This window comes from Halobellus sp. LT62 (assembly GCF_037031285.1).
Taxonomy (GTDB): domain Archaea; phylum Halobacteriota; class Halobacteria; order Halobacteriales; family Haloferacaceae; genus Haloquadratum; species Haloquadratum salinisoli.
Window position 1 is genome coordinate 1015596 of the sequence record NZ_JAYEZO010000002.1, and the last position, 16376, is coordinate 1031971.

The following is a 16376-nucleotide window of genomic DNA, read 5'->3' on the forward strand; positions in this document are numbered from 1 at the left end:
GGCCCGGAGATGACCGACAATGAGTGACTGCGGCCAGTACCGTCTCGATCAGATGACGTGGGAGGATGCCGAGGAGGCGTTCAAAACCGCTGACTACGTCGTCCTCCCGTGTGGAAGCACCGAGCAGCACTCGTTGCACCTTCCGACGTCAGTCGATACGCTTCGGTCGTTTCACCTCACGAACGAACTCGCGGAGCGTGCACCGGCTCACGACCTCGAGTTGCTGTTGCTTCCACCGCTCCAATACGGATACTCAGAGCATCACCTTCCCTTCTCGGGGACGATTACACTCGATGCCGACACGTACCGCGACGTGATCGTCGACATCGGTCGATCGGTGAAGCGACACGGAGCAGAGCGGTTCCTGATTACGAACTTTCACGCGGGGAATATCGAGCCACACAAACTGGCTATCGATCAGCTCCAACGACAGCACGAGCTACCGACGCGGTACGTGAACTGGACCGACTTCGCACGAGAGAAACTCGAAGAGCGCTTCGGCGATAAGTGGGGTCACGCCGGCGAACACGAGACGAGCATCATCGAACACTATCGCCCGGATCTGGTTCGGCAGGAGAAAAAGCGACCACAGACACTACACGATCTCGCAGAATCGGAACAGTTCCAATATTTCGATGACTTGACTCTGGAGGGTGGGCTCGGTGATCCCACTGACTCCGATCCCGAGTTCATCGCAGACATAATTGCGGAAACCACCGATAAAGTCCTCCGAGACCTCGAAATACAGGGATAAGATGATCACCGAAACCACTGCAACCGAACGGTCTACGCCTCCGACGGCGGTGTGCAACGTACGACTGAGCGAATCCGCGGCGGAACGGAGAGTGCGATGAGTCGGGCCACCGTCTGTCTCACCGTCGACTTCGATGCGGTCTCCTCGTGGATCCATTCGTTCGGTGAGGCCGATAGCCCGACAAACCTCTCCCGGGGCGTATTCGGTGCCGACGTGGGTGCACCGCGGTTGCTCGAACTCTTCGATGCGCACGATATTACGACCACGTGGTTCGTCCCCGGTCACACTATCGAGAGCTTCCCGGACGTCGTCGAAGCGGTATGGGCCGACGGAACCGGACACGATATCCAACACCACGGATGGTCTCACACCCGCCCTCGGACGTACCCCGATAAAACGAGCGAACGAGCGGACATCGAGCGCGGAATCGAAGCGATCGAAGACCTCACGGGGCGTCAGCCGGTCGGCTATCGTTCCCCTTCGTGGGATTTCTCGGCCAATACGCTGTCGTTGCTCCGAGAGTTCGGGTTCGAGTGGGATTCGAGCCAAATGGCGTCCGAATTCGAGCCCTATCGGCTTCGCGACGGGTGGCGAGCACCGGCGGATGCTCCGTACGAGCGGGGCGAGAAAACGGAAATCGTCGAAGTTCCCGTCTCGTGGCAGCGTGATGATTTCCCGGCCTTCGCCTTCAATCGCCAACGAGGCTACGCAAACGAGTCGGCCGTCTTCGAGATGTGGGAGGCCCAGTTCGACTGGATGTATCAGAACGTCGAAAACGGGATCTACACGTTGACGATGCACCCGCAGATTATGGGATATTCTCACCGGGTTCAGCGTCTCGAGTCGCTTATCGAGACTATCGACGCGTATCCAGACGTCGAATTCGCCACGATCGAGTCGGCGATCTCCGAGAGAGAGTCCTGACCTATTTCAGTCCGATGGGACTTCGTACGTCGTCGGCTGCTTGCAAACGCTTCTCTCGGTACTCAGAGGTGTTATCGTAAATCCTCATAGAGTTCTCGCCACCCCGCGTGATGAGAATCTATGGACAGGTACGATAGTTCCTCTCAGAGCTCACACGAGATCCGAACCACCATCGACGTTCACGACGCTCCCTGTCATATACGCGCCACCGTCCCCGCATAAAAAGTGGACAACTCGCGCAACTTCATCCGGTTCGCCGAGACGACCGGCGGGTAGTCGCTCGACGAACGCGGCTAGTTCCGCTTCAGACCAGAGACCGGAGTCAGTCGCCAACGGTGTGTCGATAAGCCCCGGGACGACGCAGTTCACCCGCACAGCGGGCGCGAGTTGTTTCGCGAGCCCCTTCGTGAGACCGAAGATTCCCGCTTTCGACGCGGAGTAATGAACCCCCGCGCTCGCGCTCCCACGCTGGCCGGCTGTCGAGGAGATATTGACGATTGAGCCCTCCCCCCGCTCGTACATTCGGGGACCGACCGCGTGAACGACGTTGTACTGCCCCGTGAGGTTGATCTCGAGAACTTCGTGCCACTCCTCGGGCGTGAGGTCCGCGAGCCACGCATACCGGGAGACCGCAGCGTTATTCACTACCGCGACGCAGTTGTTCGACTCCTCGATGTCGTCAACGACGCGACGAACCGCGTCGTGATCGCGGACGTCCACAGTGTAGGTCGACACCGATTCGCCGAATTCATCGTGCAGGGATGGGTCGATATCGAGCGCGGCGACGCGATCGACCGATCCGTCGTCGAGAAACCGGTCAACTACGGCGCGACCGATTCCGGAAGCGGCACCGGTAACGAGGGCACACGTGGACATACCGTAGATTCGAACTCGACTATCTTAATTAACGCCTATGAGCAGTTCTGGCCACGTTGGCATCGGAACGCAGCGCGTTCTGGGTGACGAACGGGAGCTTCGCTCTCGGTGGTGCCCCCGATCCCGGTTCGAGGGGTGGCCGTCCGTCGGGAATGCGCGGTACGAATGTCGTCGAACAGACGCATAACAGAGATTCCCGTGGGTCGTTTGACGTGCCATCCGAACGATTTCGGATTCTCGCTCGAAACGGGAGTCATCAAGCAGCTCATACGAACTTGTGTAACTTAGATCCCGCAGCGCATCCCTACGCCGTTCCTCGGTCGATGTCGACGCCGGTGATCTCGAAGCGTGCTCCGCCGTGGTCGCTTGAAACGGCCGCAATCTCCCAGTCGTGCATATCGGCGATGCCATCGACGATCGATAGACCGTAGCCGGAACTGCTCTCGTCGGTCGAAAAGCCGGAGTCGAAGATTTCATCGCGGAGGGCCGACGGAATTCCGCTCCCGTTATCCTCGACGTAGAACCCCTTCGAGAGCGCACCGACGCGAATTTCAGTCGCGTCTCCGTGATCGAGCGCGTTCCAAAACAGGTTCTCGAAGAGCCGACGCAGTTGACTCTCGTAGGCCTTAAAGCTCGCCTCCTCCTCGACGATGAGCTCTCCCTGTTTGGCTGACACGGTTTCCCAAGCCTGTCCGGCGCTTTCGGACAGCGATATGTCTGTGAGATCCAACTCGTCGCCCCGGGCGACGTGTAACAGCTCGTCGATGAGGTTTCGCATTCGGTTGTGGGCCTGTGCGACCTCTTCGAGGTACTCGAAATCACCCGTCTCTTGCGCCAGTTGGAGGTGTCCCTCCGCGATGTTGAGCGGGTTCCGAAGGTCGTGAGAGACGGTGTTAGCGAACGACTCCAGTACCTCGTTTCGATACTGGACCTCGTTTTCCCGCTCTTTCTTCTCTGAGATGTCTCGCGAATGCACGAACAGTCCCGAATCGACCGGGTACGCGCGAATCTCCACCCAATAACCGTGAGGCTCGTACTGTAACTCGAATTCCATCTCCTCGCGCGTTTCCATCACAGTCTCGAAGTTGTCGTAGATCTCGGTCTCGACGGCTTCGGGAAACACCTCCCAGAACTCCGCGCCGACCACCTCGTCGGGGGATAGGCCGGTCCGCTCGGCGATCTGCTGGTTCCAGTAGGTGACAGTCCACTCCTCGTCGAGGCTGTAGAATCCGTCAGTCTGCTCGTACAACTGGACGAGGCGGTCCTGTGCGATCTGTGCCCGGTGCTCGGAGCGGCGTTGGCTGACTAGGTTCTGAACTCGGTTCGCCAGCAGTTCGTAGGACTCGACGCCGTCTTTCTGGAGGTAGTTGGTGACGCCCGCCTTGATGGCGTCAGACGCGATCTGTTCGTTTCCCTGTCCAGTGAACAGAATAAAAGGGAGGTTCGGGTACGTCTCTCTGACCGTTTCGAGAACGTCGAGACCGTCCATCCCCGGCATCTGATAGTCGCTGACGAGACAGTCGATCGGTTCGGAGTCCAGCCGGTCGATCGCGGTACGGGGATCCGTCTCCGTGTGTACCGTGATCCGGTCGTCGGTCTTTTCGACGTACGTCTTCACGAGATCACTGAACTTCGGATGGTCGTCGATATGTAATACCTGAATCGAAGTGTCGCCGGGTATCTCGCTCATACTTTGGTTATGCGTGTTCTCATTTGAATAAAAACTTTGGTACGAGACTGGTACCCCACGCCACATTCAACCGGCTTCAGCACGAATCTCCGAGGATGACCGCACAAGGGGATGTAACTGATACTGGGGCGTATATCTCCAGCTCGAAGTACCGGTTACACGTCTTGGAAGCCCTCGACGCGCTCGACCGCGCGACGCCGAAAGAGATCGCAGAACGCGTCGGGGACCGACGGCCACACGTCTCCCGCGCCATCTCCGAACTCCGAGAGAGGGACGTAGTGGAGTTGCAGGTTCCGGAGAGCCGGTCGGTCGGGCGGTACTACGGTCTCACGGAGAAGGGGGCAACCGCCTACGAAGAGGTGCAAAACCGGATCAGCGACGTCGACTGGACGGTCACGGAACCCGCCGATGAGGACGTTCGCGCGGTCGTGCGGCTGGCGCGAGAGGAGTTCGGCGACTGGTTGCGCCTTGTCGCCCTGTACGACGGTGCGCAAGTCCGCATTTGCCACGCGGACCCAGACGTTCTGGCGAGTTACTCCGAGGACGAATTCGAGCGGGGGCTCCGGACGGTCGTATTAGAGCACTCGCTGGATTCGCTGGCGGTTTCGACCGAGGAGTGCTGGTCGAAGGTGCTGCACTTCGAGAACTTCTCGGTCGTCAAGGTCCTCGTCGAAGAGGACACGCAGCTGTCGATCTCCTTTTCGAACGCCACCGACGTCTCCGTTCCGTCGTTCAGCGAGTCCGTCGTCGAACTCTTCGAGTAGAGAAACTCACGTGTATCGGATGGACGAGTGCGGTACTGGCCACCGAACGACCCGCAAGACCCGGACGGCGGACAGTTCGGTGGCGCGAACGGACACGAGCGCGTGGTCGGCGATCGACGCAGTCGCTCGCGTAGCGCAAAAGGCCGATGTCGCCCAAGACACTACCGGACGAAAATCTACTAGTAGGCTTAGTGGAACTGAAATCGAACACTCTGGATCCAATACGTCACAACAGCCTGAACCCGATATTGCGGATAGGTCTCTGTGAGGGAACCGAGTTCAAGTGAGCTATGGCCTGTCGTATAATGTTCTACGCTCTTGGGTGAGAGATTGTTGATGGAGAGCTGTCTGGTGGTTTCGTGCCGAGTGCGTTCGGGTGTTGAGGAGACAACCCCCGGTTACTACGGGCTGAACCGGGTGGTCAACCGTCCCGAATCAACCCTTCCCGCCACGATCAACAATCCTCTACACAAGAGCGATCGGAATTTATCTAACCACAGTGGATACGTAGCCATAACCGGATTCTTATCTAATATGTGTGTTATTTGCTACTGATTAACATACATTCTTATATCGGGGGTTTCTCAGGCAGAAGTATGTATGAGCGAGACAGCTGATACAATTCGCGTTCTCCATGTTGATGACGAGCCAGGCCTCGTCGATATGGCCGCTACATTTCTCGAACGCGAGGACAACCGAATTGATGTTCGGACAGCGAATAGCCCCACCGACGGATTGGAAATATTGGGCGATTACGAGCTTGACTGTATTGTCTCCGACTACGATATGCCACAAACAAACGGTATTGAGTTTCTTGAAGCTGTCCGTGAAGAGTATCCGGAGCTTCCATTTATTCTCTATACAGGCAAGGGGTCAGAAGAAATTGCAAGCGAAGCGATTTCGTCAGGTGTGACTGACTATCTTCAGAAAGAATCCGGAACCAGCCAATACACCGTCCTCGCACATCGGATTCAGAACGTTGTCGAGCAGTATCAGGCCCGGCAAGCGGTCGAACAAACCGAACAAAAACTCACTCAACTTGCTGAGAAAAGCGATGATATTCTGTTCATGTTTAACGAGGACTGGAGCGAACTCCTCTTTACTAATTCGGCGTTCGAAGACATCTGGGGTATCTCCGTCGAACAAGTCGAAGAGAACTCAGAGGCATTCATCGAGTACATCCATCCCGAAGACAGGGACGATGTCCGACGCTCGATGGAACAAATCTCCAAGGGACAGCCCGATGAGATTGAATACCGTATCATTCCGCCCGATGGCGACCAACGGTGGGTACGAGCGCAAAGCAAGCCGATTTTCGACAGCGAGGGGTCCATCACACGTATCGTGGGCTACGTCCGTGACATCACCGAGCAAAAGGAACACACCCGTCGCTTTGAGGCAATCTTCAACAATACGTACACATTCGTTGGATTATTGGAACCGGATGGAACGCTCATCGAAGCAAACGATACCGCCCTCTCGTTCGGTGGCTTGGATCGAGACGATGTCATCGGGAACAAGATGTGGGAAGCAACGTGGTTCGAATATTCTCAAGAAACCAAAGACCGTGCACGCAAAGCCGTCAAAAGCGCCGCACAGGGAGAGTTCGTCCGCCATGAACTTCCGGTCAAAGGTGCCGGTAGAGAAGCGATCATCGACTTCTCAGTGCGCCCAGTATTGAATGACGAAGGCGAGGTTACCTTACTCATCCCCGAAGGACGCGATATTACCGAACGCAAAGAACACGAACAGAAGCGTCAGCAAATCATCGACCGAATGAACGATGCAGTCATCGAAGTCGATTCCAACTGGGAGATCACGGTGGTCAACGATCCCGTTGAAGAGTTCACCGGGCAAGATGAGTCGGAACTTCTCGGGCAAGATTTCTGGGATGTGTTCGCTGAGGCACGCGGGACTGAGTTTGAGAGAAAATACCGACAAGCGATGGAAACCCGGGAAGGAACCACTATCGTTGAGTACTATTCCGGTGTGGACGAATGGTTCGATATTGACGTATATCCGAACGATGACGGTGGGCTTGCGTTCTATTTCCTCTCGGTAACGGAACACAAACAGCGCGAAAAGGAACTCGAACGGACGCGTGATTTCTTCAACGAAGCAGAGCGATTGGGGAATTTGGGTGCTTGGGAATTTAGCGCGTCCGGAGAATTGGTGTGGACAGACGGAACGCGACGGATTCATAAAGTGGATGATAAGTTTGAGCCAACGTTGGACGAGGGAGTTCAGTTTTTCCACCCCGAAGACCGGGAGACAATCGAACAGGCAGTCGAAAGCGCACTTGAGAGCGGAGCATCATACGATCGAGAAGCCCGCCTGATTACCGCAAACGACAACCAGCGGTGGGTTCGAACGAGAGGCCACGTTCTTGCGGACACGGATCAGCCGACAGTTCGCGGATACATTCAGGACATCACCGAACAAAAAGAGCGAGAAGAGCAGCTCCAGAAGACGAACGCCCAACTGGAGAACGCGATTGAGGCGGGCGCAGTCGGGACGTGGGAGTGGCACATTCCCGAGAATCGGCTCGTCGTCGGCAACGAGTTCGCCAAGCGATTCGGCGTCGATCCTGACGTGGCTCAGGACGGTGTCGAACTTGACCGATTCATCTCCTCGATCCACGAGGACGACCGTGAGTGGGTCGAACAAGAGATCGAGGCAGCGATGGACGCGTGCGGAGAATACGAGGCGGAGTATCGCGTTTGGAATATTGATGACGAACTCAAGTGGGTGCTCGCACGAGGGTACGTCGAATGTGACGATGATGGGACACCAATCACGTTCCCCGGAGTTCTCGTTGATATTACCGAACGAAAGCAAATCGAACAGGAGCTACACCAGCAGAACGAACGCTTGGATGAGTTCGCAAGTGTCGTCAGTCACGATCTTCGAAGCCCGCTGAGTGTCGTTGAGGGACGATTAGAACTCGCACAAGAAGAGTGTGAAAGCGAGCATCTTGATGTGATCGGTACTGCGACAGATCGGATGGATCGTATCATCGAGGATGTGCTCTGGCTAGCTCGGGCGAAACAGGAGATTGGATCTGTAGAACCGACTGTGATGCAAACTACTGTTGACGCCGCGTGGAATCTGGTGGCCGACGATGTAGATCAGGCTGAGCTACTCTATGCGGATGAAAAACGCCCCCTGCCCACAATCAAGGCGGATGAGAATCGGCTCAGCCAACTCCTAGAAAATCTACTCAGGAACGCGATTGAACACGGTGGGACGGATGTAACAGTTACCGTTGGCCCATTAGAGAATGGGTTCTATGTCGAAGATGATGGCCCCGGAATCCCTCAGGATAAGCGTGAGGACGTGTTCGCTGCTGGCTACTCAACCGACAAGGAAGGAACCGGCTTTGGACTGAATATCGTCAATCAAGTTGCCGAGGAACATAACTGGGAGATCCGTGTGACGGACGGCCGTGATGGGGGCGCACGGTTCGAAATTACCGGTGTTGAAGATAATCAAAAGACTGCTGAATAAGCGCTGTGTATTCGGCACGGACATTCAAATCTATCAGATGTCAGTACTCCCGGCAGATCTCATTCCAGGCTCGTTATCATCGGTAATTTCCGTGATCCGTCAAGAAAGAGAGGATACTACGGGTGAATCTCATTCAACGGTAGACTCTGACTGAAGCTATCCATATTATTTGCAGATAATTCTAATAGTATACATAAAATGTCGCCCAAGACACTAACGACCGGCCTCATCCCGTGGCGGCGTGCCGCGTCGGCCGGGAAACCCTCGTGTCGGGCGGTCCGTCTTTCGGGCGCGGACGATCCGCTGATGTCGCACACCCGGGTTCGCCGCCGGATCATCGCTCCCGTAGCGGGAGAACTCGAGGCGGGGACTAAGGGTGCGCACCGGAACGAGGGGTCGAACGCGTAAGATCGTTCCGGATACACGGACGGGATCGGAACCGACGGTTCTCGACGGCGAACCGGGGTACCGAAAAGTATACTCCCGGGTACTTGAGACTGAAACCCATGACAAACGCGAACGAATCGTACGACTACGTCGTCGTCGGTGCGGGGACCGCGGGCTGTACGGTCGCGACCCGGCTCTCGGTGGATCCCTCCCGGAGCGTCCTCGTGTTGGAAGCGGGCGAACCCGACCACAGACGGTCGATCCACGTGCCGAGCGAGGTCGGGAACCTGTTCAAATCCGCGGTGGATTGGGAGTACTACACCGAACCCCAAGACGCGATGCACGGCCGGGAGCTCTACTGGCCGCGCGGGAAGACTCTCGGCGGCTCCAGTTCGATCAACGCGATGATCTATATCCGCGGGCATCCCTCCGATTTCGACGAGTGGGCCGAGATGGGTAACGAGGGCTGGGGCTACGACGACCTCCTCCCGTACTTCAAGCGGAACGAGAACAACCAGCGCCACCGAAGCGAGTACCACGGCGTCGGCGGACCGCTGAACGTCGCCGACCTCCAATCGCCCTACGAGCTCTCGCGGGTCTTCGTCGAGGCGGGCGTCGAAGCCGGTCACCCGCGCAACGGCGACTTCAACGGCGGACGTCAGGAGGGCGTTGGCCTGTTTCAGGTGACCCAGAAGGACGGCGAGCGACACAGCGCCGCGCGGGCGTACCTCAAACCCGCGTTGGTCGAGCGGTCGAACTTGTCGGCACAGACCGGCGCGCAGGTGACCTCGCTGCGGTTCGACGGCGACAGGGTCGTCGGCGTCGAGTACGAACGAAACGGCGAACGGCAGACCGTGAAGGCCAACGAGGAAGTGATCGTCTCGGGCGGCACGATCAACTCCCCGCAACTCCTGATGCTCTCGGGGATCGGTCCCGCTGAAGAACTCGAAACCCACGACATTGAAGTTACAAAGCAGCTCCCCGGCGTCGGGCGCAACCTCCAAGATCACCTGTTCGCGACGGTGCAGTACGAGGCGGAAAACGCGGTGACGCGGGAAGGCGTCGGCGACCTCGAGGACATCGTCGAGTATCACACCCAGCGCAGCGGTCGGATGACCTCCAACGGGGGCGAGGGCGGGGCGTTCATTCGAACCCAGTCGGACCTCGACCGCCCCGACGTGGAGTTCCACTTCGGTCCGGGATTCTTTATGCGACACGGCTACGAGAACCCCGACGAGGGGCGGGGCTTCTACATCGGCGCGACGCAACTTCGACCGGAGAGCCGCGGCCAGATTACGCTTCGCTCTGACGACCCGTTCGACGACCCGGCGATCGACCCGCGTTATCTGGCCGAAGACGCGGATCTCGATACGATGATTCGAGGCATTCGTGAGGCCCGGCGCGTCGGGCAGGCCGAGCCGTTCGACGAGTACCGCGTCAGGGAGGTGTGGCCCGGGGAAGACCGCCAGACTGACGAGGAGATCGGCGAGTTCGTCAAGCGGAAAGCGCAGACAGTCTATCACCCGGTCGGCACGTGTAAGATGGGGAGCGACGAGACGGCCGTCGTCGACGACCGACTCCGCGTCCACGGGCTCTCGGGGCTCCGCGTCGTCGACGCGTCGGTGATGCCGCGGATCGTCGGCGGCAACACGAACGCGGCGACGTTTGCGATCGCCGAGCGGGCGGCGGATCTGATCGTCGCCGACGAGTAGCGAGGGTCTCTTGGCTTCCGGGATTTTGCGGGCCTTACACCGTGTACTCGGACTCGGTGAGTTGGACGTACTTGCCGTTTCGGAACCGGAACTTCGTGCGCTTGTAGGTCGTGACGAGCCGGGCAGCGCCGAAGCCCGCCCGGATGTTGCTCGTGTCGAACAGCCCGTACCCGCCGCTGTTGTCGAGGAGCTTCCGCGCCGTCGAAAACGCCCAGTCCCAGTCGTCCGGCCCGTAGTCGTGGACGACGTCAGCCATCGCGACGTTGCGGAGCACCTCGTCGCCGATGGCGTCCTTCCAGCGGTCGTTGTACGGCGAGAGGTCGCCCGCGGCGGCGAGTTCGCCCGCGATCGCACCCGTCCGGACCGCCGTGTGATCGCCGCCCTCGTGGAAGGCGGAGGTCGCGCCCATCGCGCCGCCGACGACGGCGATTCCCGCGCCGGTCGGGGAGTCGATCGGGCGGGTCGAGGAGATGGCGTACGTCTCGGTACCCTCCGATTTGCCGCGGTCCTCGACGAGCGGGAAGTCCTCGTCGATGTCGTACTCGTCGCCGTACTCCATTTCGAGCAGACGTCGAACGTACGTTTTCCCGTTCGGGATCCGTTCGTCCTCCGGGCGGAGGAGGGGATAGTCGTCTCTGTCCTCGACGTCGTCGATGTCCATCCCGATGGGCATCGTCAGGCCGATCCGGGCGACGTTGTCGTCATTCGGGAAGATCCACGGGTAGGCGGTGTGGCCGGGCATGTGGCCCCACCAGAACTTGATCGCGCCCGCGACTTCCTCGAACACGTCCTCGGGGAGGCGGCGGTGCTCTTGGTAGGCGATGTGGTTCGTCTCCCGCGTTGAGAGGCGCTCGCTCACGTCGAACGGGAGGTACGCGTCGAGCACGCCGCTGGTCACCTGCCGCTGCGGGCCGTCCGCAAGGATCAGGAAGTCCGCGCCGACCGCGTCGCCGTCGGCTAGTTCGAGTCGGTGCCGCGGGCCCTCGTTGGCGTCGAGGTCCGTTTCGACGTTCCGAACCGACGTCCCGACGCGGTACTCCGCCCCCGCCTCCTCCGCGCGGTCGCGCAGGAAGTCGTCGAAACGGGCCCGCTGCATACAGAAGCCGAACTCGTCGTACGACGACTCGATCCCCGTCGAGCGCATCGTTAGCGTCTCGTTCGGGCCGATGAACTCCGCTCTATCCAGCTCGCCGAGGACGACGTCATCGGGCATCTCGTCGGGGTGAATGCCCATAATATCGACCCAGTAATCGAGAATCCCCGCGGCGTCCGTCGAATCGGGACCTAATCTGTCGGGACGGTCCGTCCGCGGGACGCCCTTTTCGAGCACGACCGCCGACGCCCCGGCCGACGCGGCGGCGTGTCCGGCCGACGACCCCGCGGGGCCGCCGCCGACGATGGCTACGTCGAATCGCTTCATATGGCTACAGCGACCCCGACCCAGTATTATACTGTCGTTAACTTTCTGTCGTTATGGTGATATATTCTGTCACCCATTCGGCCCGAAAAGGTAATTGCGGCTCATTCGAAGCGCGGACAACGATGGCAGCCGAGAGTCGAATGACGGTCTTAGAGAAGCGCGAAGCGGCCGAGGGGATGACGCTCGCGGAGCGACCGATTCCGACGCTCGGAGCGGGCGTGAAGATCGTGTTACACCCCTAGCGACGGTTGGATTGACTGTCGGTTTTCTCTTCTAACCGCCGGACGCGTATCGCGAGTGCGAGAAACGTCGCGAGTACCGTCAGACCGACAGCCGCGGCAGCAGCAACGTCGTGGGCTCGGACGCCGTGATCGCCGGCACTGACGAGCTTCGGGCCGAAGTACGTGTGGTGGTAGTCTCCCACGAGCGGGAGGAAGTAATCCACCACATCGTTGAAGCTGAACCACAGTGTGGCGACGCCGACGGCTGGGACGGTGAACTCGGCGTACCGATAGATTATGAACGCCTGTAGCCCCATCCCGAGGTGACTGACGAGTAAAAACCAGTGGTAGGGATCACCGGTTGCGAACACGTCGTTGATCGCGATTTGGACGACGACCACCCAGAAGCCGTACTTCAGGTTTCCGACGAAGGCCAATGCGTGAATCCAATTTCGGTTCTTTCCGACCTTCCACGAGACGATACTTGCGACCATAAACAACGTCGCCAGTGGGCTGTCGGGCACTGCGGGCCAGATTATGAGCTGACTATTGAGGAGTTGAAACCGGTAGTACCAGAATCCGAACACGGTGCCCGCGAGATTGACGGCGACGACCACCCACGCGAGGCGGAGTGCGACCTCCTCGACCCGGTCGGGAAACGGTGCGAGATAGGCCGGAAGGTCGTTTGTGGAGGGCATCTGAGCCATCGTGTTTCGGTTTATGTGCAAAGTCGGTAAGTGGCTCGGAACCGATCTTCGATCGGCACCGACTCGAAGGGGTTGTTCGCGACTTCCACCTGAGGGTCACAGTTCTCTCGCGGCTGCTCACGCCAGAGCGCAGGCACGCGAGTAAGACGAGACGCTGGTCGTCAGTGCAGACGACGATTGCGCCAATCTCCCCGTCACAATGGATCTGTTTCGGGGTCGAAACGACGGGGTTTGAACGCCTCACAGAACGTGCTCGGCGATGAGTAAGAATAGCAGCGATTGCTCGGGTTTCCGATTTGTGTGAGAAGTCGGTAGCCTACTCGCCTCCCGCGAACGGTCCCGCGACGGTCTCGATCTTCTCCGGAGCGTCGTCGAGCAGCTCGTCTACTTTCTCGCCGTCGGTTCCGACCGGCCGCTTGACGACGGTCGCGATGTCGCCGCGCTCGGCGGTCGCCAGCACGTGATCACCGACCACGTCGACGTCGATCACCGCGGGCGGCTTCGAGATCGTCGTGACCTCACGCGTCTCCATCGCCGCCTCCCCCGCAGAGTGCGCGGTCTTCTGCGGCGTGGTCGAGTCGGCCGCCGATGCCCTCGCAGAAACGCGAGTTTCCGTCTCCGAGACTCACACCACCGTCCGCGACGAGCGGTTCCTGCTCGCATTCTCTCACGTCAGAGTGTAAATTCGAACGGTGATTCACTCGATTTATCAAATTTACAGACTGGGTGAATTCGGGGCTTGATCCGCAGTGAGAGCGAATATTCACTCGGAAGGATCGTGTAACTATGGTTTCAGAGTTAGCAATCGGAATCGGCGTATCTGCCCTCGTCATCGCCTTATTTGCGGCCATCATCGAATCTCTCGGGTTCTACTGATCGACTTCTCGCTTGGATTTCGAATTTCCGTTCTCAGACATCTTCCTCATCCCACGGTTTGCACGGCGCGTCGTTCGGGTGGATGCACTCGCAGATCGCACGGGTGATGATCGTCCCGCTCGGTACCTCGCTGTCGTCGCTCTGTGTTGTCGCCGTCGGTCAGACCCCGGGTTCGTGTCGCTGTCCTCTCGCCAGTATTCCAGCACGTGGGACGGATTCGAGACGTCGTGCTCCCACTGTCGCGTTCGACCGGTCTCGACGAGCAGCGCCTCCGAGGCCTCGCAGCTGCAGCAGTTGCAGGCGATCACCCGCCGCTCGTCGGTATCCCGATCGAACGGTGTCAGCGATCGCGCCGCAGCACCCCGCGTCGACGTTGTCGGCCGCGGCGGTCTCCGCGTTTTCGCGATCGAAAACTTGGATTCTCGTTCCGTCGTCAGCCGTGTCGTTCAGAACGAGCGCTTTGCGAATCGTACAGAGATGCGCACACGGTTCAGAATCGTCACTGTACTTCCGTGCCGGGCAGCGCTCTTGCTCGGAGTAGTCGACGCCCTCTTCCGGCTGTCGACAACCGCCCGTGAGTACGCCGTGGTCGCGTTCCAGTTGGACCTCGTGAGTCACCTTCGAGTCCGGCAGTGCCACGAGCCAGCGGTTGTAGACGACGCGCTCGATCAGCGCAGGTTCTGGGTCGGCACGACGTCAGCTTTCCGAGTTGCTGTCGCGTTCGTCCTCGAAGTCGAGGGGCGTCACGACGACCACCTCGGTTTCGTGGCGGCGAGAGCGGTCGCTTTCCGATCGATTGTATATGAATTATTATGGGACCGCTGAGAGTCGAACTCAGGTCCTACCGACCCCATCGGCAGAGGATACCACTACCCCACGGTCCCGAAGTGCATTCGATTGGATGCGAGTGTGACCGTTAAGTCCTTCGTTTCGACGCGTGCGAGCGACGCACTCGCACGCCTTGCGAAGGCCGTTCCAGTTCCGGTTGCTACACCAAGACCCGTTCGAGCGAGACGACCTCACCCGATTCAGCCGTCGGATCGCCGACCAAGCGACCGAGACACACGGCTGCGCCATCAGGTGTGACGCACGCGACGAGCGACCCCGGGTCGGCCGCGAGGACCGCCTCGTCGACGTCGACGATCCCCGGGGCGTACACAGGCGCGCCCTCGGCGACCTGCTCGGCCGCGGAGAACGCGACGGTGAGTCGGGGAAGATGTCTCAGCGATCGCTCGGCGGGCTCGACGACCTCACGGAGGGCGGACTCGTCGCCCTCGCGAGCGAAGGCGAGCGCGTCGGTCAGATCCGCGGTCGAGACGAGATCGGCGTCGTCGAAGGGGTCGGTCGCGGTGCGACGGAGGTCGCCCATGTGTGCGCCGGTGCCCGCTGCGAGCCCGAGATCGTGACAGAGCTTTCGGACGTACGTGCCGCTCTCACAGCGGATCCGGACGAGCGCCTGCCGCTCGCGGACCTCCAGCAGTTCGAGTTCGTGAATCGTCCGCGTGCGCAGGCGACGCGCGACGGCGCTCTTTCTCGGCGGCTTCTGGTAGATCTCGCCTTCGAACTCCGCGAGGACCGCATCGAGATCCGCGGGCGCGGGGCCGTGGAGTTCCAAGACCGCGACGTACTCTTTCGTCCCTTCGAGAAACACCTGCGCGAGCCGCGTCGCATCGCCGAGGAGAATCGGCAGACAGCCGGTCACCTTCGGATCGAGCGTCCCCGCGTGGGCCGCGCGGTCGACGCCCGCGATATCCCGCGCCCACGCGGAGACTTGATGTGCAGACGGTCCCGGCGGTTTATCGAGGTTGACGACCCCGAACGACAGCAGTTCCTCGATCGACCGCTCCCCGGGCGGACCGCGGAGTGCCGACATCGTCACCGCCTCCCGTTCGCCGGTTGGGGCCCAGTCATCGTCAGAAGTCGTAGGTGACGCCTTCGACGGGGTACTTCCCCTCGTCGGTGCTCGGATCGTACGCGCCCACGGCGGCGGTCAGGATGTCCGGAACGTCCTCCGCGCTCCAGCGCGCCGTATTGAGCGCGATATCGTAGATGGAGAGATCGGTGATGTCGATGTTGTAGTACTCCCGATAGCGCAGCGCCTCGCTCTCCTCGCGTTCGCGAGTCTCTTCGAGCGCCCGTTCGGGCGATTTGTCCTCGCGGTCGGCGATCCGCGCGGCGCGAACCGACAGCGGCGCGTCGAGCCAGAGTCTGAAGTCGGCGGCGTCGCCCGCGAGCCACCCCGCAAGGCGCGACTCCAGCAACACATCGTCGCGTTCGAGCGCGATGCTCCGCAGTCGTTTGTCCAGATCGCGATCGATCTGATCGTCCTCCTCGGCGAGTTTATTGAACTCCACCGCCGTCATTCCGCGCTCGTCGGCGAGCGCGCGGAAGATGTCCCCGCCGCTGACGTGTTCGAGATCGAACGCCTCGGCGAGGGCGGTGACGGTCGTACTCTTCCCGGCCCCGGGCGGGCCAGAAACGGTTACCAACATACTCCCTCTGCGGGAAGGCGAGTAAAAGAGGTTGTCTTTGCGATTC

Annotated in this window: 12 protein-coding genes and 1 tRNA gene; 5 read left to right on the plus strand and 8 right to left on the minus strand. The window is 59.8% G+C overall.

The genetic code is table 11. The features are described from left to right. Window positions 1-52: 52 nt before the first annotated feature. Both U5919_RS14490 and U5919_RS14495 read left to right on the plus strand, forming a co-directional pair. The gene (locus U5919_RS14490) at window positions 53-754 is read left to right on the plus strand and encodes a creatininase family protein (RefSeq protein ID WP_336025599.1); all 702 of its coding nucleotides are present in this window, start codon (window positions 53-55) and stop codon (window positions 752-754) included. A 96-nt stretch (window positions 755-850) separates the two neighbouring features. After that, window positions 851-1678 (plus strand): polysaccharide deacetylase family protein, encoded by an 828-nt coding sequence (locus U5919_RS14495; RefSeq protein WP_336025162.1) that lies wholly within the window; start codon window positions 851-853, stop codon window positions 1676-1678. Between the two features lie 150 nt (window positions 1679-1828). Here the strand turns inward: U5919_RS14495 and U5919_RS14500 are convergent, their stop codons facing one another. Together U5919_RS14500 and U5919_RS14505 are read right to left on the minus strand one after the other, a co-directional pair. Further along, window positions 1829-2554, minus strand: a complete 726-nt coding sequence (locus U5919_RS14500; protein ID WP_336025163.1) for an SDR family NAD(P)-dependent oxidoreductase — start codon at window positions 2552-2554, stop codon at window positions 1829-1831. A gap of 304 nt (window positions 2555-2858) precedes the next feature. Then, a complete protein-coding gene (locus tag U5919_RS14505) occupies window positions 2859-4244 on the minus strand; it encodes a response regulator (RefSeq protein ID WP_336025165.1) in 1386 nt (461 codons plus the stop codon). 95 nt (window positions 4245-4339) lie between these two features. Between U5919_RS14505 and U5919_RS14510 the strand changes: the two genes are divergently transcribed. The 3 genes from U5919_RS14510 to U5919_RS14520 all read left to right on the plus strand — a co-directional run bounded on the left by U5919_RS14510 (window position 4340) and on the right by U5919_RS14520 (window position 10614). Continuing rightward, on the plus strand, window positions 4340-5008 hold the full coding sequence (locus U5919_RS14510; protein WP_336025166.1) for a DUF7522 family protein: 669 nt from the start codon (window positions 4340-4342) through the stop codon (window positions 5006-5008). Between the two features lie 600 nt (window positions 5009-5608). Next, on the plus strand, window positions 5609-8515 hold the full coding sequence (locus tag U5919_RS14515) for a hybrid sensor histidine kinase/response regulator (RefSeq protein WP_336025167.1): 2907 nt from the start codon (window positions 5609-5611) through the stop codon (window positions 8513-8515). 506 nt (window positions 8516-9021) lie between these two features. After that, complete coding sequence (locus tag U5919_RS14520; protein ID WP_336025168.1) at window positions 9022-10614, plus strand: GMC family oxidoreductase; 1593 nt, start codon at window positions 9022-9024, stop codon at window positions 10612-10614. A gap of 34 nt (window positions 10615-10648) precedes the next feature. On the opposite strand, the gene U5919_RS14525 is transcribed toward U5919_RS14520, so the two are convergent. The 6 genes from U5919_RS14525 to cmk form a co-directional block, all read right to left on the minus strand. After that, on the minus strand, window positions 10649-12034 hold the full coding sequence (locus tag U5919_RS14525) for an NAD(P)/FAD-dependent oxidoreductase (RefSeq protein ID WP_336025169.1): 1386 nt from the start codon (window positions 12032-12034) through the stop codon (window positions 10649-10651). Window positions 12035-12272: 238 nt separating this feature from the next. After that, window positions 12273-12962: a DUF1405 domain-containing protein gene (locus U5919_RS14530; RefSeq protein WP_336025171.1), complete on the minus strand. Its 690-nt coding sequence runs from the start codon at window positions 12960-12962 to the stop codon at window positions 12273-12275. A 316-nt stretch (window positions 12963-13278) separates the two neighbouring features. Beyond that, window positions 13279-13494 (minus strand): hypothetical protein, encoded by a 216-nt coding sequence (locus U5919_RS14535; protein WP_336025172.1) that lies wholly within the window; start codon window positions 13492-13494, stop codon window positions 13279-13281. 1157 nt (window positions 13495-14651) lie between these two features. Next, window positions 14652-14722 (minus strand) — tRNA-Pro (locus U5919_RS14540). A gap of 104 nt (window positions 14723-14826) precedes the next feature. Further along, entirely contained in the window at window positions 14827-15807 is a 981-nt protein-coding gene (locus U5919_RS14545; RefSeq protein WP_345786361.1) for an RNA-guided pseudouridylation complex pseudouridine synthase subunit Cbf5, read from the minus strand. Then, complete coding sequence (gene cmk / locus U5919_RS14550) at window positions 15752-16330, minus strand: (d)CMP kinase (protein ID WP_336025176.1); 579 nt, start codon at window positions 16328-16330, stop codon at window positions 15752-15754. The genes U5919_RS14545 and cmk overlap by 56 nt, the downstream gene beginning before the upstream one ends. Between the last annotated feature and the right edge of the window lie 46 nt (window positions 16331-16376).

What these genes read in the sequence shown, in the direction of transcription:
- U5919_RS14505 (WP_336025165.1), bottom strand. Translation starts at nt 4,244, where the DNA reads ATGAGCGAGATACCCGGCGACACTTCGATTCAGGTATTACATATCGAC.
- U5919_RS14525 (WP_336025169.1), bottom strand. Translation starts at nt 12,034, where the DNA reads ATGAAGCGATTCGACGTAGCCATCGTCGGCGGCGGCCCCGCGGGGTCG.
- U5919_RS14500 (WP_336025163.1), bottom strand. Translation starts at nt 2,554, where the DNA reads ATGTCCACGTGTGCCCTCGTTACCGGTGCCGCTTCCGGAATCGGTCGC.
- U5919_RS14490 (WP_336025599.1), top strand. Translation starts at nt 53, where the DNA reads ATGACGTGGGAGGATGCCGAGGAGGCGTTCAAAACCGCTGACTACGTC.
- U5919_RS14510 (WP_336025166.1), top strand. Translation starts at nt 4,340, where the DNA reads ATGACCGCACAAGGGGATGTAACTGATACTGGGGCGTATATCTCCAGC.
- U5919_RS14495 (WP_336025162.1), top strand. Translation starts at nt 851, where the DNA reads ATGAGTCGGGCCACCGTCTGTCTCACCGTCGACTTCGATGCGGTCTCC.
- U5919_RS14530 (WP_336025171.1), bottom strand. Translation starts at nt 12,962, where the DNA reads ATGGCTCAGATGCCCTCCACAAACGACCTTCCGGCCTATCTCGCACCG.
- U5919_RS14535 (WP_336025172.1), bottom strand. Translation starts at nt 13,494, where the DNA reads ATGGAGACGCGTGAGGTCACGACGATCTCGAAGCCGCCCGCGGTGATC.
- U5919_RS14520 (WP_336025168.1), top strand. Translation starts at nt 9,022, where the DNA reads ATGACAAACGCGAACGAATCGTACGACTACGTCGTCGTCGGTGCGGGG.
- U5919_RS14515 (WP_336025167.1), top strand. Translation starts at nt 5,609, where the DNA reads ATGAGCGAGACAGCTGATACAATTCGCGTTCTCCATGTTGATGACGAG.
- cmk (WP_336025176.1), bottom strand. Translation starts at nt 16,330, where the DNA reads ATGTTGGTAACCGTTTCTGGCCCGCCCGGGGCCGGGAAGAGTACGACC.